The sequence below is a fragment of the Thiomonas sp. OC7 genome, assembly GCF_900634595.1.
GTDB classification, from domain to species: domain Bacteria; phylum Pseudomonadota; class Gammaproteobacteria; order Burkholderiales; family Burkholderiaceae_C; genus Thiomonas; species Thiomonas arsenitoxydans.
Map to the genome: position 1 here is coordinate 2,980,851 of NZ_LR131953.1, position 16,366 is coordinate 2,997,216.

At 60.8% G+C, this 16,366-nt stretch carries 17 protein-coding genes; 9 read left to right on the forward strand and 8 right to left on the reverse strand.

Annotation, left to right across the window (positions count from 1 at the left end; translation table 11 throughout):
* Window positions 1-41 precede the first annotated feature (41 nt).
* The 3 genes from istB (BIO17B3_RS14245) to BIO17B3_RS14255 all read right to left on the reverse strand — a co-directional run bounded on the left by istB (BIO17B3_RS14245) (window position 42) and on the right by BIO17B3_RS14255 (window position 3,488).
* Window positions 42-800 (reverse strand): IS21-like element helper ATPase IstB, encoded by a 759-nt coding sequence (gene istB / locus BIO17B3_RS14245; RefSeq protein WP_156053304.1) that lies wholly within the window; start codon window positions 798-800, stop codon window positions 42-44.
* A gap of 38 nt (window positions 801-838) precedes the next feature.
* Complete coding sequence (gene istA, locus BIO17B3_RS14250; protein ID WP_156053305.1) at window positions 839-2,395, reverse strand: IS21 family transposase; 1,557 nt, start codon at window positions 2,393-2,395, stop codon at window positions 839-841.
* Window positions 2,396-2,864: 469 nt separating this feature from the next.
* Window positions 2,865-3,488, reverse strand: coding sequence for a hypothetical protein (locus BIO17B3_RS14255; protein ID WP_156054539.1), 624 nt, complete (start codon window positions 3,486-3,488; stop codon window positions 2,865-2,867).
* 280 nt (window positions 3,489-3,768) lie between these two features.
* Between BIO17B3_RS14255 and BIO17B3_RS14260 the strand changes: the two genes are divergently transcribed.
* Entirely contained in the window at window positions 3,769-3,975 is a 207-nt protein-coding gene (locus BIO17B3_RS14260) for a DUF3563 family protein (protein ID WP_156054540.1), read from the forward strand.
* Window positions 3,957-4,217 carry a hypothetical protein gene (locus tag BIO17B3_RS14265; RefSeq protein ID WP_156054541.1) on the forward strand — a complete coding sequence of 87 codons (261 nt, stop codon included), beginning with the start codon at window positions 3,957-3,959 and terminating at the stop codon, window positions 4,215-4,217. Before BIO17B3_RS14260 ends, BIO17B3_RS14265 begins: the two co-directional genes overlap by 19 nt.
* An 84-nt stretch (window positions 4,218-4,301) precedes the next feature.
* Here the strand turns inward: BIO17B3_RS14265 and BIO17B3_RS14270 are convergent, their stop codons facing one another.
* The 4 genes from BIO17B3_RS14270 to BIO17B3_RS14285 all read right to left on the reverse strand — a co-directional run bounded on the left by BIO17B3_RS14270 (window position 4,302) and on the right by BIO17B3_RS14285 (window position 7,105).
* Window positions 4,302-4,598 (reverse strand): hypothetical protein, encoded by a 297-nt coding sequence (locus BIO17B3_RS14270; protein ID WP_156054542.1) that lies wholly within the window; start codon window positions 4,596-4,598, stop codon window positions 4,302-4,304.
* Window positions 4,599-4,996: 398 nt separating this feature from the next.
* A complete protein-coding gene (locus BIO17B3_RS14275; RefSeq protein ID WP_197737908.1) occupies window positions 4,997-5,599 on the reverse strand; it encodes a hypothetical protein in 603 nt (200 codons plus the stop codon).
* Window positions 5,600-5,669: 70 nt separating this feature from the next.
* Complete coding sequence (locus BIO17B3_RS14280; RefSeq protein WP_156054543.1) at window positions 5,670-6,338, reverse strand: hypothetical protein; 669 nt, start codon at window positions 6,336-6,338, stop codon at window positions 5,670-5,672.
* Window positions 6,339-6,421: 83 nt separating this feature from the next.
* Complete coding sequence (locus tag BIO17B3_RS14285; RefSeq protein ID WP_232054306.1) at window positions 6,422-7,105, reverse strand: hypothetical protein; 684 nt, start codon at window positions 7,103-7,105, stop codon at window positions 6,422-6,424.
* 106 nt (window positions 7,106-7,211) lie between these two features.
* On the opposite strand from BIO17B3_RS14285, the gene BIO17B3_RS14290 reads away from it, so the two are divergent.
* The 4 genes from BIO17B3_RS14290 to BIO17B3_RS14305 all read left to right on the forward strand — a co-directional run bounded on the left by BIO17B3_RS14290 (window position 7,212) and on the right by BIO17B3_RS14305 (window position 11,747).
* Window positions 7,212-7,574 (forward strand): hypothetical protein, encoded by a 363-nt coding sequence (locus BIO17B3_RS14290; RefSeq protein WP_156054544.1) that lies wholly within the window; start codon window positions 7,212-7,214, stop codon window positions 7,572-7,574.
* Window positions 7,575-7,673: 99 nt separating this feature from the next.
* Window positions 7,674-9,194, forward strand: coding sequence for an IS21-like element ISThsp2 family transposase (gene istA, locus BIO17B3_RS14295; RefSeq protein ID WP_156054441.1), 1,521 nt, complete (start codon window positions 7,674-7,676; stop codon window positions 9,192-9,194).
* Window positions 9,187-10,005: an IS21-like element ISThsp2 family helper ATPase IstB gene (gene istB / locus BIO17B3_RS14300; protein WP_156054295.1), complete on the forward strand. Its 819-nt coding sequence runs from the start codon at window positions 9,187-9,189 to the stop codon at window positions 10,003-10,005. The genes istA (BIO17B3_RS14295) and istB (BIO17B3_RS14300) overlap by 8 nt, the downstream gene beginning before the upstream one ends.
* 212 nt (window positions 10,006-10,217) lie before the next feature.
* The gene (locus tag BIO17B3_RS14305; RefSeq protein ID WP_156054440.1) at window positions 10,218-11,747 is read left to right on the forward strand and encodes an IS3 family transposase; all 1,530 of its coding nucleotides are present in this window, start codon (window positions 10,218-10,220) and stop codon (window positions 11,745-11,747) included.
* A gap of 657 nt (window positions 11,748-12,404) precedes the next feature.
* Here BIO17B3_RS14305 and BIO17B3_RS14310 read toward each other — a convergent pair.
* On the reverse strand, window positions 12,405-12,878 hold the full coding sequence (locus tag BIO17B3_RS14310) for an AAA family ATPase (RefSeq protein ID WP_156054545.1): 474 nt from the start codon (window positions 12,876-12,878) through the stop codon (window positions 12,405-12,407).
* Between the two features lie 465 nt (window positions 12,879-13,343).
* Here BIO17B3_RS14310 and BIO17B3_RS14315 point away from each other — a divergent pair, with 465 nt between their 5' ends.
* The 3 genes from BIO17B3_RS14315 (at window position 13,344) to BIO17B3_RS14325 (ending at window position 16,361) form a co-directional block, all read left to right on the forward strand.
* The gene (locus BIO17B3_RS14315) at window positions 13,344-13,988 is read left to right on the forward strand and encodes a LysE family translocator (protein WP_156054546.1); all 645 of its coding nucleotides are present in this window, start codon (window positions 13,344-13,346) and stop codon (window positions 13,986-13,988) included.
* Between the two features lie 317 nt (window positions 13,989-14,305).
* A complete protein-coding gene (locus BIO17B3_RS14320; protein WP_156054547.1) occupies window positions 14,306-14,752 on the forward strand; it encodes a PH domain-containing protein in 447 nt (148 codons plus the stop codon).
* A 352-nt stretch (window positions 14,753-15,104) separates the two neighbouring features.
* Window positions 15,105-16,361 carry a DNA repair exonuclease gene (locus BIO17B3_RS14325; RefSeq protein WP_156054548.1) on the forward strand — a complete coding sequence of 419 codons (1,257 nt, stop codon included), beginning with the start codon at window positions 15,105-15,107 and terminating at the stop codon, window positions 16,359-16,361.
* The last annotated feature ends 5 nt before the right edge of the window (window positions 16,362-16,366 follow it).

Here is a 16,366-nt window from a genome sequence, read left to right on the forward strand (position 1 = left end):
CCCCCGGCAGGCCGCCGGAGGCCCTCCTTGAACGGGCTGGATTAGCTTTCGGTGCTCTCCTCTTTTGCGGGGCGATTTTTCTTGCGCAGCGATTCCCCCGTGAGCGTGAAGCGGTGGTGGTTTTGCATCAGCCGGTCCAGCATGGCATCCGCCATGGTCGGGTCACCGATCCACTCGTGCCAGTGCTCAATCGGCAACTGGCTGGTGATGATGGTGGCACGCTGGCTGGCCCGGTCGTCAATGATCTCCAGCAGGTCCGCCCGGGTTTGGCTATCCATGCCAGCCATGCCCCAGTCGTCAAGCAGCAAGACGTCGGTGTTTTTGAGCGTATCGAGCCAACGCGTAAATGTGCCGTTGGCGTGGCGAATACGTAACTCTTCACCCAGGCGTGGAACCCTTTGGTACAGCGCGCTGTGGCCACGTCGGCAGGCATGCTGGGCCAGCGCGCACGCCAGCCACGACTTGCCCGCGCCGGTGGCTCCGGTGATCAGCACGGCGTGCCCGCACTTGACCCATTCTCCCAGTGCCAGGCTCATCACCGCGCTGCGCTCCAGGCCCCGCGTGGCGCGGCTGTCCAGGTCTTCAATGGCCGCTTGCGGGTATTTGAGCTTGGCCGACTTCAGCAAACGCGCACAGCGCCGGTCTTGCCTGCCATGCACCTCGCGGTCCACCAACAGGGCCAGCCGCTCTTCAAAGCTCATGGCGCTGATGCCGCTTTGTATGAGCTGCTGCTCCAGCGCCTGGGCCATGGTTTCCAGGCGTAGGCTGCGCAATTGGTTCAAGGTGGTGTTCATCATCATTTTGGAGTTCTCCGTACGGGGCTTGTTCACGCTAGGTTTCATTGGTAGTAGCTCGCGCCCCGCACATGGGCGTGTGCGGGAGAAGTCCACTCAGGAGTGGCGCTAGCTTGCAACAGGTCGCGCCGGTTGAGCAAGATGTCGCGGATGTGGGTGTATTTGCTGGTGCCCAGGCCCAGAGCCATGGTGCAGGCCGCCTCCAGCCGGGCCGGGCTATAGCGCTTGGAGAGCGACAGCAGGCCCAAGCAGGCGCGGTAGGCATGCTCGGGGTGGGGTTGACGCTCCAGCATCTTTTGCACCGTGGCCGCACAGGCCACGCCGATACGCTGGCCCCAGGCGATGAGCCGCTCGGGTGTCCATTGCGCCTGGTGTTGGTGGCGCTCGGGCAGGTGTTCGGTCACGGTAGTGAAGCCGCCCTTGTGCGCGCAGCGCATGTGGCTGGCCACCCGCTCTCCACGGTGCAGGGCTTCGAGCGCATGGGCCGTCACCCGCAACTCCAGCGTTCGCCCCACCAAGGCGGTGGGCACGCTGTAGCGGTGGCCTTCAAATTCGACATGGCTGTCGATGTGCACGCGCACCGTTTTGAAGACCGACCACTCCCAGGGCTGAACCGGTAAGGCCATCAGCGCCGGGGCGTCGATTTGGGCAAACACACTGGCACGGCTTCCAGGGAGCTTTTGAAAGGCACGCTGGTTAAGCCATTGCAGCAGGGGGGCAATGGCGTCGTTGACCTCCTGCACGCTGGCGAACTGGAATTTGCGCAGGCGCGCCAGGATCCAGCGCTCCACCAGCAGTACGCTCAATTCGACCTTGGGCTTGTCCTGCGGGTGGTAGGCGCGCGCGGGCAGCACTGAGCAGCCGTAGTGGCGGGCGAAGTCGCGCACCGTTTCGGTGAGCACCGGCTCGTAGCGATCGGCCTGGGTGACCAGGGCGCGCGGGTTGTCGGGGACGATGAGCTGGGGCACGCCGCCATAAAAGCGCAGTGCCTGTGCCGTCGCATCCAGCCAGTCCTTGGCCGCTTGTGCCGGCGTGGCCGTGCAGAAGCAGTAGCCCGACACCCCCAGGGCGGCCACGAAGAGATTGGCCCGCCCCACTTCCTGGCCCCCATCGATCAGGGCAATGGTGGGGCCCGCATAGTCGATGAACAGCTTCTCTCCTGCACGATGTACCTGACGCATGGAGCGCTTGAGAAGCCTGGCAAATCGGCGGTAGTTCTCGCAGAACTGCGAATAGCGCCACGGCTTGACGGGGTGGTCTGCACTGTGCTCGTCGCCAACTTGGGCGCAGTATTCCTCCCACAGCAGCGTGAGGGTGACGCCCTTGCGGGCAAGTTCCTGGTGGATGCGCCCGTAGTCGGGCTGGGCGTAGGTGTCGCTGGGGCGCGGTGAGGCCAGCAGGCGGCGCTCCAGCGTGGCCTCATCCATGGCGGCGATGGATTGCCCGTTCAATCCAGCCGCGACGGCCAGGCCCACGTACTTGGTGACCACACCTTTGGAGATGCCCAGGGCAGAAGCGATTTGCTGGTGAGACAGCCCACTTTCGAATTTGAGACGCAGGGCGTCTTTGAGTTTGCGCATATTGATCCTTAAAGCAGGCATGGGGCTCCTTGTCTAAAAAGGCAAGAAACTACCCGACCCGCGGTTGGGCTTATGCGCAACACCGCACTGGCGGCGTATACCGCCGCGCCGATTGGCGTGGCCGTTTGCAGCGGTCACGTTCGTCGGAATCACCGGTCACGTTGGGCCGGAATACTCAGGTCCGTCGCAAGCGCCGTCCGCCGCCGTGGATAAGGCTGCGCAGCAGCCCCTCACCGACCGCTTCGCGACAACCGTTTCAGACGGATCGTGGACGATTGAGATACATTGAAACCCATCGCTTGCGCGCACCCCGGCGCGTCCACGATCACGCTGAAACGCCGTCCACGATCAGACTGAAACAGGCGTCCACGATCACTGAAATGCGCACTTTGAAACTCTGGAACAGGACAGCTAGCGAACTCCGGAGGAGTTGGCGCCTGGACTCCCACGCGACCTGTCTTTCAACGCAGGGACTGCGTTGCAGGGCCTCCTAGAAAACGTAGCCGTAGTCTTCAGGGTTTTCAGGCGCGATTGCGGCTTGTTTGCCCTCGTCCGGCCAGCAGACAAACACCCGTCGTTCAAATTTCTTGACCCCAGGGACGAGGTTCGGTGCCACTTCTTCGATGCTCTTCATCAAATCGTCGAGCATCTCCAGCTCTTCACCGGCACCGACCTGCATCGACCCCGACAGCAGCTGGTCCTTGAAGTTCTGCCAGGCAGCACCTCGGGTGTCTGTGACGGGGAGGCGGCATGTTGATACGGAAAACAGCGGCCTGTCGCTGTGCTGCAATACGAGTCTCATCAACCCATACCGCTCCACACCGTCAATAAGCCATGCCCGTGCAGCAGTGGTCACCATCGGGACAGCGCAGACGATTTGAAGTGGCCCAGTTTGCAGCACCAAAACCGCAATGCGAAACGTGCTGTCATCATGTCCACTCGTCAGTTTCAACGCTGCACTCAGGGTGGCATTCTGCAGACGCATGAGGTGATGCCCAGGCAGGGGCACTAACAGCGCTGCTCCAGCGAGCGGTGTGCCTTCCGCTTTAAATGCCGCCATCGCACAGGGCTCAAGAAACGTGCCCTCGTCAAAATATGTTTTAACCAACGCCATGTTGTCCTCCTTGGTTGAATGGCCTATGCCGTATAGACATCAACTTCTCAACTGGGGATGACCGGACTTGCCTTCGTCGCCGAGGTGCTCGGGGCCCACACTGCTCAACCTGCACACGCCGCTTCCCGGACTCTCCATTGAGGGTGCCCCACGCGCGTCAGTCCCTGTGATGCTGCAAAGCAACAATTTCAGGTCTTGCGCTATTGCAGGGAAGGGAATCGGCCTAACATAAGGGTTATCCCTAATCACAATGAGAGGCTCCCCACAAGGGAGGTCAATCATGAGCACCTTCAAACATTTCCTTGAAAAGCTTTTTTCACCCCTTGATGCACAGCAGCAGGCTGAACAGGCTTACCTCGCCAAGTCCGTTGATGCTTGCGACCTGGAGCGCCGGATGCATGACCTCGAGTACAGCGACGGGGCAATGCTGGATTTTCCAGTGCACGCGGCTCACGCGGGAACGCACGCTTGGCGTTCGCCGTGGTGACATGCACCGCCGCGGCTTCACCCATTGCGGAGAAGCCAGCGTCGATTGAAGCGGGGGTGGCTTCGGCAGTCTCAGTTGCGAAGCTTGCCCTGCAATGGCCGTTCGACACCATGCGTGACCAGTACGCGAACGCTGTGCGCGCTGGGCTGGTTGAACGCTCGCTGATTGCATCAGCACGGTTCGAGCGCAAGCTCGCCGCGCTGGAGCAATCGGTATTGGGCGCCTGCGCCCGCCGCGTCTGACCGCGGTTTTTGTCCTCTGCTATTCAACGGGTTGCCGCAGGACGCGGCTGCCCGCATATTGGAACGCCGCGGAGCGTATCGCCTTCAGCTGGGTAAGTTGTCCAGTTCGGGGCCCCAGCCCTTGAGCCGATGACGCTGGTGTGCAGCGATTGCTTCGGCAGCCGGAAGGTCGGGGCGGGGATTCTTTCTGCGTTCAAGACCGAGATAGGCGATAACTTTCATCGGGCGTGGCCTGTGTCGGCCGGTCAGGTCATGCGTCGCGTTACGTACGGCCTCCGTACCGGCGGTCTGCACAAGCCACCGCGCCTGCTCCAAGTCCGCCGAGTTGGTGATACGCAGGCCGAGAGTGGTCATGCCTTCGTCACAAATCGCGGTATTCATCACACCTCCCACTGTCAAGACTGCGGCTGCGCGGTCTAATGTAAGACCATGTTATAGCGAGGCTGAGCGCCATCTCGTCCCGGGCGGGGCGGACCGCAATTGGACGATGCGTCCAAATTTTTCGGTGGTCGCCCTTGCAAAAAAAAGGCGCCGAACCCGGAAAGGATTCGGCGCTGAATTGCGACGCGTGACTGTTCGGCAAGCCGGTCGAGAAACGCGTTCTTGTTGTTGCCTTCTAAAGTCCGCGGGGTGCTGTCAATGGACCATTGCCGACATCGCATCTTCGGCGACCGATAAATCGGTCCGCCCAGGTGGCACATACAGCGGGTCTGGGATGCAAACCACGACGTGGAGTGTCTCGACTGCGAAACTGCTGATGACCGCCCGCGGCGCCGCTTCTATTGACCCGGCATTGAAGCATTGAACTCAAGCCGCATACCGAACCGGAGCATGCTGGAAGTAGCTCTTGATCCGCTCGGGCTGCCGCTGGACGCTGCTGAGGNTAGTTTGAGCAGTAGGTCATAAAGGTCCAAGCCGAGGGCCTCCTGTTCTAGGTCATAGCGCGACTGCATGACCCGTTGTTTGGCGGCATGCCACTGCTCTCCGTTGATGTTGTCGACGAGCCGGGCCGAGCTCAGCAGTGCGACTTGCCGGGTTTCTGGCACAGACACTGCGAGCGTCACACTGTTATGGACCTCGACGGCTTCGATAAACCAGTCACGCGCGACCTGGTCGACCATGGGCACGATGTACATCACTTGCGTCGATGCAGCTTGAATGTGAACCGCCACGCAGAGCATGCCCTGTCGCGATTTGGCGATGCCCATCGCGATGCCGTGCGGGATGGTTGGGTTTTCTAGGAGCCGGACGACGGCGTCAGGTAGCTCACATAGCAATGCGTGCCCGTCGTGACGTGGTTTCTGTTTAAGCGTTGTGAGCTCTTCTGCAAGCTGAACAGGGTCGAGCACGATGCCCGCAGCGCGGGTGGTCTTGATGGTCATAGTCAATGTTCCTTTGAGGTAGTAGGTGGCCTACACGTTGTGTAGCCACCGACCCCTTGGAGGAACAGTTTCAGTGCAGCAGCTGGCTCTGCACGGTCTCGGCGACAGACGCCTCGTCCATGTCGCTATCTGCGTGAGCACCGGGGGGCCAATCAGCCGGTTGGACGACTACGACGTGCCGCTCGCGCGTGATGACATCGTTAATCAATGACGCGTCATAGCCCTCCATCCCCGCGATGCTGACGACCGCGCGCAATTCCGCTCGGTGCAGCTGACCGGAGTGTTGAACCTCAGCGTCCGGCGCGACCTCAAGGGATGCCGGCAGTGACGCGGCGTCCGGCCTTTCGCCGAGGTAAGGCACGTCCATCACGGCGACGTACTCTGAATCAGATGCTGACAGCAGAAATCGGAACCGCCCATCGGGCTCCAGCGCCTGGAGCAACCACTTCATGGCTAGAGTGCTCTCAAGTGGCGTGACGACCGCCAGCTGCGTGTCGCCAACTTGCATCGTGAGGACCGCGTAACGTGCTCCAGTTCGGTCACCTCGCAACTCGACAAGGAGGCAGGTTTTATCCCCGGTAATGTCGGCAAGCAGATGCAGAAGCATGTGCGGCACCTCGAGGACCACGGTGTGATGCTGAAAGTCCGGGAGGTTCTTCATGTCGGGAAATGCCTGCTGTAGCTCATCAGGCGTCCAGATGACAGCTGATAACTGATAAATCGAGGGGTTTGGGCTCAATTGGTTTCTCCTTGGGTTGTTGGCCTTCTCCGTGTAGTCACGGCGAATCCAACAGCCCGCAGTGGCGAACCTGAATCCCGGCGTCACCTACCTCTTCGCTTCACGTACCCACACTCCTGCAGCGCGCGTAACAAGCTGCCATCGTTTTCGCCTTGCACCGCATCAAGCAACTGCGACCAAGTTTTGTAGGTCCTTGTTGTGCGGACGCCTTCTGCCGGCGCTTTGCCGTAACGCCCTGATGTAACGGCCTGGGCGGCGGCACGAATGGCCGTGAGCGCGTCGGTCAGCGGGTCGGTGGATTTGGTGGTTACCGCGGTTACGACCGAGCTCTTCGCATGCAGCCTGCTGACCGCCTGTTGCACACGTTCCAAGGTGGCCGCAGCGACGGGTCGCCCAGCACTTCGGTCGGCTGCCTCACCCAACAGCCGCACTGCCTCCTCGACACGCCACCCTGGGTCGTTCTCTCGCTGTTCGGTCGCACGTTGTTGCTCCGCTGCACGCTGTCTGGCTGGTGTGCAGACCTTGGATTCAACGAATGACAGCTCGTCGGAGCTCAGCCTGGATTGCAGGGGGGCTGGGATTGAGGTAGCCGTGAGGAGGATGCTGCCCACGTACCGCTGTTGCGTGTAGCCGTGAGTGTTGTCCGCGGAGCCTTTGGGAACCCAGTTTGAGCGGTAAAGGAGGGCATAGTTGCGCCGGATTTTGATGTGCATGTTGACGGGGCATGAGACAGGTGATGTCAGGTCTAGTAACCAGGTTTTATCCATCGGATATGCCTTGCCGATGCCTTGAAGCGACCTGCGGTGCCGGCTGCGTGGCGCAGGTATAAAAACGGTGTCTACACGTCGTCCCACTTCAACAAAGGACGACCCCATGACCCTGCCCATCGCCGTTAGCGGCAATGCCCCAACCGTGACTCGCAACGAGTACGGCGGACTCCAAATCCACACCTGTCTAGCCGCCGACCAGAACGGGGCTGTCCGGTCACTGCTGTCCCGAGCGGTTCACGCGGACCTGATTCCAGCGACGTACATCGAGCGCTCGAAGCGAGAGTTCGAGAGCCTGAACCATCACATCTACGACGTCCTTGTCGCAGAGGAGGCCGTTCACGCCGTTGTCGTTCTGGCACTCTCCTATTGGAAGGACCTGCGCAAGGAACGGACTCGAATCAGAAAAACTTATTTTTTGGTTCAAGATGCGCTTGACCGGAGCGTCAAGGTTGTTCGTGCCGAATGAAAATTGACCCACTTTTGAAGGTTATGCCGACGCAAAATTGACCCGGGTGTTCCACCTACCCTGCTGCTTTTTTAGGCACGGGGGGCAGGAGTGATCACCATGGACATGATTGGCAAGATCCGGCGGATGCATTTCCGCCAGAACAAATCCGTTCGAGAGATTGCCCGCAGTACGGGGCTGTCGCGCAACACGGTGCGTACCTGGCTACGCCAGCCGGGCGATGTCGTACCGCGGTACGCGGCGCGGCGAACACAACCCTCGCGCAAGCTCGCGCCCTATGTGGAGTGGCTCCGGCAGGCCGTGGCCATTGATGCGCAGCGTCCTAAAGCGCAGCGGCGCACGGCCAGGGCATTGCATGCCGAGTTGAAGCGACAAGGCTATGACGGCGCCTACAGCCGCGTCACCGATTTACTGCGCGCCTGGCGACAGGCCGATGGCACGAGCCCTGTGCACGCCTTCGTGCCCTTGACGTTTGCGCTGGGCGAAGCCTTCCAGTTCGACTGGAGTGAAGAGAGCATGGTGGTGGGCGGCGTGCCGTACCGCGTGCAGGTTGCCCACGTCAAGCTGTGCGCCAGCCGTGCCTTCTGGCTGGGGGCCTATCCCAGCCAAGGTCACGAGATGCTGTTTGACGCCCATACCCAGGGGTTTGCCGCCTTCGGCGGAGTGCCGCATCGCGGCATCTATGACAACATGAAGACAGCCGTCGACAAAGTGCACCCGCGCAAGAAGCGCGACGTCAACGCGCGCTTTGCGGCGATGTGCAGCCACGACCTGTTCGACCCCGACTTCTGCAACGTCGCTTCCGGTTGGGAGAAGGGGGTGGTGGAGAAGAACGTCCAGGACAGCAGGCGACGTGTGTGGATTGAGGCCCTGTCGACGCCCTGGCGCTCCTTTGCCGAACTCAACGCCTGGCTGGCCATGCGCTGCCGGGCCTTGTGGCAGGAGATCTTCCATCCCGAGTTCAGCCAGTTCACCGTGGCCGAGATGCTCGAGCACGAGCAGCCCCACCTCATGCCCATGCCTACAGCGTTCGACGGCTATGTGGACAACACGGTCAAGGTCAGCAGCACCTGTCTGGTGGCCATGGCCGGCAATCGTTACTCCGTGCCCTGTGAACTCGCCGGGCGGCGGGTGAGCACCCGGGTGTATCCCACCGAGGTGGTCGTGGCGCATGACGGCGTGTGTGTGGCCCGCCATGCCCGGCTGGCCAACCGGGGGCTGACCACCTACGACTGGCAGCACTATGTGCCGCTGATTCAACGCAAACCCGGGGCGTTGCGCAACGGCGCGCCGTTTGCCGATCTGCCCAAGCCCTTGCAGCAACTGCGCCAGGCGCTGCTGCGGCAAGACGGGGGCGACCGGCTCATGGCCCAGGTGCTGGCTCTGGTGCCCGCATCCGGGCTGGAGGCGGTGCTGGTGGCCGCCGATCTGGTGTTGGAGGCGACGGCCCCCTCCGGGCGCATCAGCGTGGAACACGTTGTCAACGTCATGGGACGGCTGCAAACCGGCCCCCAGCCTGCGGAGGTCACCACGGTCTTGACGATGGCCGATCCACCCCGCGCCGACACGGCCCGCTATGACCGCCTGCGCGTGACTGACGAGGAGCGTGATCATGCGTGAGGTCATTGCGGAACTCAAGGCGTTGCGGCTGCACGGCATGGCCGGTGCCTGGGCCGATTTGCAAGGTCTGGGGACGAACGCCAGGCTGGATGTCGCGCAGTGGCTCGTTGAGCATTTGCTGCAGGCTGAGCAGGAAGATCGCGCCGTGCGCTCGGTGCGTCATCAGATCCTCTCGGCCCGCTTCCCGGTGCACCGCGATCTGGCGGGGTTTGACTTTGATGCCTCAAGGGTCGATCGCAAGCTGGTGGGGCAACTCGCCAGCATGGCCTTTACCGAAGCCGCGCACAACGTCGTGCTGGTGGGCGGGCCCGGCACGGGTAAGTCGCACCTTGGAACGGCCATCGGCGTGGCGGGCATCACGCAGCACGGCAAGCGGGTGCGGTTTTACTCCACCGTCGATCGGGTCAACGCGCTGGAGCAGGAGAAGGCGCAGGGCAAAGCCGGGCGGATTGCAGCAAGCCTCTTGCGCATGGACTTGGTCATTCTCGATGAACTGGGGTATCTCCCCTTCAGTCAGGCGGGCGGGGCTTTGTTGTTCCATCTGCTGTCCAAGCTCTACGAACACACCAGCGTGCTGATCACGACCAATCTGGCCTTCGGCGAGTGGTCTAGCGTGTTCATCGATGCGAAGATGACCACGGCTTTGCTCGACCGGCTCACACACCACTGCCACATTCTGGAAACCGGTAACGAGAGCTACCGCTTCCGTCACAGCACGGAAACCGCCAAGACCCGCATCAAGGCGCGGGAGCAAAGGCGTTCGGGCACAGCACAGGCACCCCAGCCCGCTGAGCCCGAGACACCGCTTTGACCCCCACAAGCCCTTGGGGCAAGCCGCTCTGGGCTACGCCCGGCGCAGCTTGCCCCAAGGATCCAAACCCACCAACCAGGAGCCAACCCCACGCAAAAACCGTAGACTTATCCACACCCGACTGCGACGCAGTCGGCCTTAGACCCCGGGTCAAAATTGAATCGGCACGGTGGAGGTGCGGACGAATTCTTGGACTACTCTGGAGGTAGTTCATGTATTCATACGAGGATCGACTGCGAGCCGTGCAGCTCTACATCAGGCTGGGCAAGCGTGTTGGCTTGACCATCCGCCAGCTCGGCTATCCGACGAAGAACGCGCTCAGAAGCTGGCATCGGCAGTACGTCCAGAGCCTCGAGTTGCCCGCTGGCTACGTGCGCCCGCCGAATTACACGCAGGCGCAGAAGGACCAGGCGGTCGGGCACTACCTTGCGAACGGCCGCTGCATCGCGATGACGATCGAGACATTGGGCTATCCCTCAAGGGACCTGCTTTCCGCTTGGATCAAAGAGCAGCACCCAGAGTCTCGCGCGCGGATCGTTGGCCGAGCCCAGGAGCTGTCGCTCGCGATGAAAAAGTCCGCGGTCATCGCACTGTGCACGCGACAGGGAAGCGCCCAGGCGGTGGCTCAAGAGTTGGGCGTGTCACGGCCATCGCTGTACATCTGGAAGAATCAGCTTCTCGGCCACGACGTATCCGCATCCATGAAGCGCCAACGCGATTCCTCGCCAAGCCAGCAGCGAGACGAACTGGAACAAAAACTCGAAGAGCTTCGCCGAGACGTCCAGCGCCTGCAACTCGAGCATGACCTGCTGAAGAAGGCGAATGAACTCTTAAAAAAAGACCTGGGCATCGACCAGCACCTCCTGACGAATCGGGAGAAGACACAGCTAGTTGATGCCCTGAGACCGACCTATGCGCTGCCGGATCTGCTGCGAGCCGTTGGCCTGGCGCGTAGTTCCTACTTCTACCATCGGGCTCGGCTCGGGGCTGGCGACAAGTATGTCGAGGTGCGCCGCGCCATGGCCGAGATCTTCGAGTGCAACTACCGCTGCTATGGCTACCGCCGGATGCATGCCTCGCTCATCGAGCAGTCCGTGAACATCTCCGAGAAGGTTGTTCGGCGACTGATGAAGCAGGAGAGTCTGGTCCCGGTCGTAGCCAAGCGCCGTCGATACGGCTCGTACATGGGAGAGATCAGCCCGGCACCGGACAACCTCCTGAACCGAGATTTCAGCGCGGCCGCGCCGAACGAGAAGTGGCTCACCGACATCACGGAGTTCCAGATTCCTGCTGGCAAGGTATACCTTTCCCCGATGATCGATTGCTTCGATGGCATGGTCGTGAGCTGGTCGATCGGCACGCGCCCGGACGCTGAGCTGGTCAACACGATGTTGGACGCAGCCATCGAGACGGTTGCCGCCAGCAGCCGACGGCCCGTGGTGCATTCCGATCGCGGCGGCCACTACCGCTGGCCTGGTTGGCTGTCACGGATCGCCGAGGCGAAGCTCGTCCGCTCGATGTCACGCAAGGCATGCTCGCCGGACAACGCGGCGTGCGAAGGCTTCTTCGGTCGCCTGAAGAACGAACTGTTCTACCCTCGCAACTGGCTGAACACGACCATCGACGAGTTCGGCTCGGCCTTGGACTCGTACATCCGCTGGTACAACGAATCAAGGATCAAGATGCCTCTGGGCTGCCGCAGCCCAGTCGAGTACCGCAGAAATCTGGGAATAGCTGCTTAACCAGTCCAAGTTTTCTGCCGCGCCCCCGGTGGGTCAAAATTCCATCGGCACGAACAAGCTTGAGGCCCGCCGGTTCATAGCTTCGCAGGGTGATGAGCATGGAGTGGTTTTGATAAGCCAGGCATCCGAAGATTGTCTGGCGCCAGAAGGACCCGAGAGCGTTGCGGTCCATGCCGTTCTTCTCGCCAAAAGTGTGCGATTGGTAAGCCCATCTGCGTATAGTCCAGTTTCGATTCGCGACTCGGAGGCGGCATGGACAAAATTTCTCGAGCGTCGGTATATTTATTGCCGAGGCCTTGAAAATAAAATTCGGTAGCTGTATAATTCATGTATTCGCATTGCTTGAGAAGATTCTCGAACAATACGACGATTCACCCGCGTCAGCGGGTAAGGTAGGAGCAAGTTGGTCGCCGTATAGGCGGATTGGTAATGCCGCTCCTACCTCGCGATGGGGTTCCCGTCGCGGTTGGCCGCCGTATAGGCGGAGAGAGGCCCGGTCATTTTGACCGGGCCTCTCCTTTTCAGGAGGCGGTTGATTTGACGCATGCGTCTGTCGCCGTGGCGAATGAAGCCGCACCGCAGGGTTGTAGCGCGGAGGGGACAAGGAAACGAGAGCCGTCTGGCCTTGTCCGCGAAGCCATCAGGACTGGACCAACGTCAGCTTGTGAAGAGTTCCCACCTCGCCGCCATGATGCGCAACGTTTCATCTGGCACGCCGTGTTCATTAGGCCAGGAACCATGCGCTTCGATGATGCGCACATTGCGACTCATTGCCAGGTAAGGCTCAATTTCGCGCCGTTGCGTGAACGTGTTGCTTACGACAGTGCGCTGTCCAGCCCTGAGTGCCTCTCTGGTCATTCTTTGGCACCAGGCATGCGCATCGCGAATACGGGTTCGGTCGTAGCAGTAGGCGCCGTCCTGCATGAAAAACATGTCGGCCTCGAAATGCGCGTAGCCAACCAGAGCAAGCACCTTCGCCATGGTCGATTTTCCAGAGCCTGGCAGGCCTCGAATCAGGACGAGCTCGGTATCAGCAGAAGCTAGCGGGGTAATTTGCCGATGCGGGTTGACCGGCACCTGCTTGCGGTTGGCGCGAAGGGTCGTGGGGTTGACGCTTTTGGTTGCTTCCATCTTGGTATCTCCAAAAAGTGGGTGGAGACACGTGAAGCGACCGGTTAACCTTAAATTTTTCCCCCATCGACCTTAAATTCCTGTCGCTTTTATCAACTGAAAAGCAGAACTGCTTGCTGTCGAAGCGTCTGGGTTGCGCACGCACTGCACATTCGCTCCTCTGTGCAACAGCCATGACTTCAACGACGTTCTGCGTCTGCTCGATGACTTGCAACGCATAGGGAAGCTTGGCGTCGCCTCCCGGTGAACTGGCACGGGGGAAACGTCGCGTTCTGCCCACCTCCCCATCAGCGACGCCCGCGCGATGACGAAATTGCCTCGCGAATGAAAGGCGAACAAGCGCAATGTGCGCGTCATGTTGCAGCCGAGGTATCCAGGCTGGGAATGCCCGACAAGGCCACGGCCGTTCGAGGCGGCACCTAGAATTTGGGCACCCCGGCGGTTTCCGTTTCCTTCGTCACGACCATGCCCACTTGGACCACCTACCTCATCTTCGTCAGCTTTGCCCTGGCCGCGTCCTTCACACCCGGGCCGGCGGTCATGCTGTCGATACACAACGCCATGCACTTCGGCTGGCGGCGTGCGCTGTGGTCGTCGCTCGGGAACGTCTCAGGTTTGCTCACTTTGGCCACTCTGAGCGCATTGGGACTCAACGCCGTGCTGCAAACGTCCGCACTCGCTTTCAACCTGGTCAAGGTTGCCGGTGCCACATACCTCATCTGGTTGGGCATTCAGCAGTGGCGCAAGGCGGGGCAGGCTTCGTCGCAAGCACTGGCCACCGTGTCCGGCGAGCAGCGGGTCGACCACCATCCGCGCAAGCTCTACGTCAAGGGTGTTGCGGTGGCCCTGACCAACCCCAAAGCGATTGCCTTCATTGCGGCCCTGTTCCCGCAATTTCTCAGTGCGTCGCAGCCTATGGGGCCTCAGTACGCTGTGCTGACGGCCACGTTCATGACCATCTCGTTGCTTGTCCTGAGTCTCTACGCAGGGCTTGCCGTGCTGACGCGCAGGCGCCTGAACACGTGGTTCGCCTCGGGTTGGCCGCAGCGCGTTTCCGGAACGGTCTTTTGTGCCTTCGGCGTCGGTCTGCTGCGCCTGCACCGGGCGTGAGGCAAGAACCAGAGCTGTATCGGGTGCAATCGCAGCCTGCAAAGCAGGCAGCGCGTACTGGTGGTGTATCGGCGTAACGGTCCGCCTGTGGCCGGGGGCTGGTTACCGCGTTACGCGGTTACTCCGCTGCGCATAGACGAGAACATCAACAACCAGGCAGGTGCTTGGTGCGGCAGCCCGGCGCGGGGTTGTCTCCCTTGTTCTTTTCGTCACCCTCCAGCGCAACTGGCTAGCGCCGTAAGCTACGTCTACGCCGACGACAAGGCATACACACTACGGCTGTTCAGCCGGAGTGTGTTTCAAAACCAGGGGAACTGATGAGCTACATCGACCGCAATCTGCTAACCAACGAGCAAGTCTTGTATAGGGCACATCTCAGCTGGATTGTGTTCATCTCACCATCCTTGCTCATCCTCCTCGGGCTCGCAATTCTTGCCATCGATGGCAATATTGCAGCCATCGGTGCCATCCTCCTGCTCGCAGGATTGGCTGGCTTTCTCGGCGCCTTCATTCGGTACAAGACCTCCGAGTTCGCGGTAACGAACAAGCGGGTCATCATGAAAGTGGGGCTTGTCCGCAGAACGTCTGTAGAACTTGTGCTCAACAAGATTGAGAGCATTACTGTTGTCCAGGGGATTACAGGAAGGGTTTTCAACTTTGGCTCGGTTGCTATTGTCGGCACAGGCGGAACCCATGACCCATTCCATCGCATTGCGGCGCCGATGCAGTTTCGGCGGGCGGTGCAGGAACAGTTGGCGGGGTAAACAGCAGGGGTGCAAAGGTTGGGGGGGCAAACGGCCACCTCAGATGGCGAACAGGGTCGACGCCCGCGGCAGAAGACCAAGTGCTTGGCATGGAGGAAGCGCCCATCCCATCCTGATAGAAAGACAAAGACAGCAATCAGGCGTGTCCATGTCAGAACGAAAGCGCCCTGAGTCGCCTGCTACACCGTCAAGCTCGGGCAAGAGGTCACACACGTCGCACGGAACGCCGCGCCCGCTAATCGGCAAGGTGTCGACCATCACCATGTTCTGGTTGCGACAGAGTGGCTTGCCGAGGCCAGGTTCCAGTTCGAGAGTTCGGCGGTAAGCTTAGGCCAAACGACTCGGAGACCGCATGCGCTTTATCCACGCCGCTGACATTCATCTTGACAGCCCGCTCACTGGCTTAAGTGCTTACCAGGACGCACCTGCGGAACTGCTTCGAACGGCAACACGCGATGCGTTCGAAAATCTTGTCAGCGTTGCCCTTGAAGAGCAGGTCGATTTTATGGTCATCGCTGGGGACCTTTACGACGGCACCTGGCGGGATTTCAACACCGGCATCTTTTTCTCTGGCCAAATGGGGCGCCTGCGGAAAGTCGGCATTCCGGTCTATCTTCTCTATGGCAATCACGACGCCGAAAGTGAGATGACGAAACGGCTTACCCTACCCGACAACGTGCACGCCTTCTCGTCGAGTAAGGCGGAGACGTTCAGACATGCGGACCTTCAAGTGGCCCTGCACGGGCGCAGTTTCAAGGTTGCCGCAACAACAGAGAACCTCGTCCACACCTATCCCGACCCCGTCCCAGGGTGGCTCAACATTGGCGTTTTGCACACCGCGCTCGAGGGCAACACAGCGCACGCCAATTACGCGCCGTGTTCGGTGGCGGAATTGCATGCCAAGGGCTACGGTTACTGGGCGCTGGGTCATGTGCACGACCACCGGCAATGGGGTGGCGCATCGACAATTGCGTACCCAGGGAACCTCCAGGGTCGCCATATCCGGGAGACGGGGCCGAAGGGCGCGTTGCTGGTGACGGCCCAAGGTCAGGACATCCAGTCGGTCGAGCGTCTCGTCGTAGACGTGCTTCGCTGGGCCGTGCTGGATGTGGACGTCTCACACGCCAATACGCTCGCCGAGGTTGTGCAGTCCATACGTTTGGGTCTCGAAGCGCTGGTCTCTGGCGCAGAGGGCTCGCTGACCTTGGCGGTGCGGGTGAGGGTGGCGGGTAACTCACCTGCCCACGGCCACCTTTTTGGGCTTGAAAATCAGTTGCGCGCCGAAGTGTTGAACCAAGCTGCCGCCATCGCGCCAGGGCGTCTATGGATTGAGAAAGTCAAGCTGGAGACGCAACCCGTTGAGCAGTCCGTCCATGTCGCTGCGCGCGCCGACGCCATCGCTGACCTGCAGTCCATTCTGTCCACTGCGGAAGATGACACCGAGTTCCTGCAGTCCCTCCGCGAGGATTTGATGCAAATGGTCGGCAAGCTGCCGTCGGATGTCCTGCATGCCGTGCCGCAATTGGAGGTGATTCGAAACGGCGATGTACGGGACCTCGTGCGCAGTGTCGTGCCATCCCTCGTAGCCCACGTTGCGAAGGCGGAGTGAGTGGT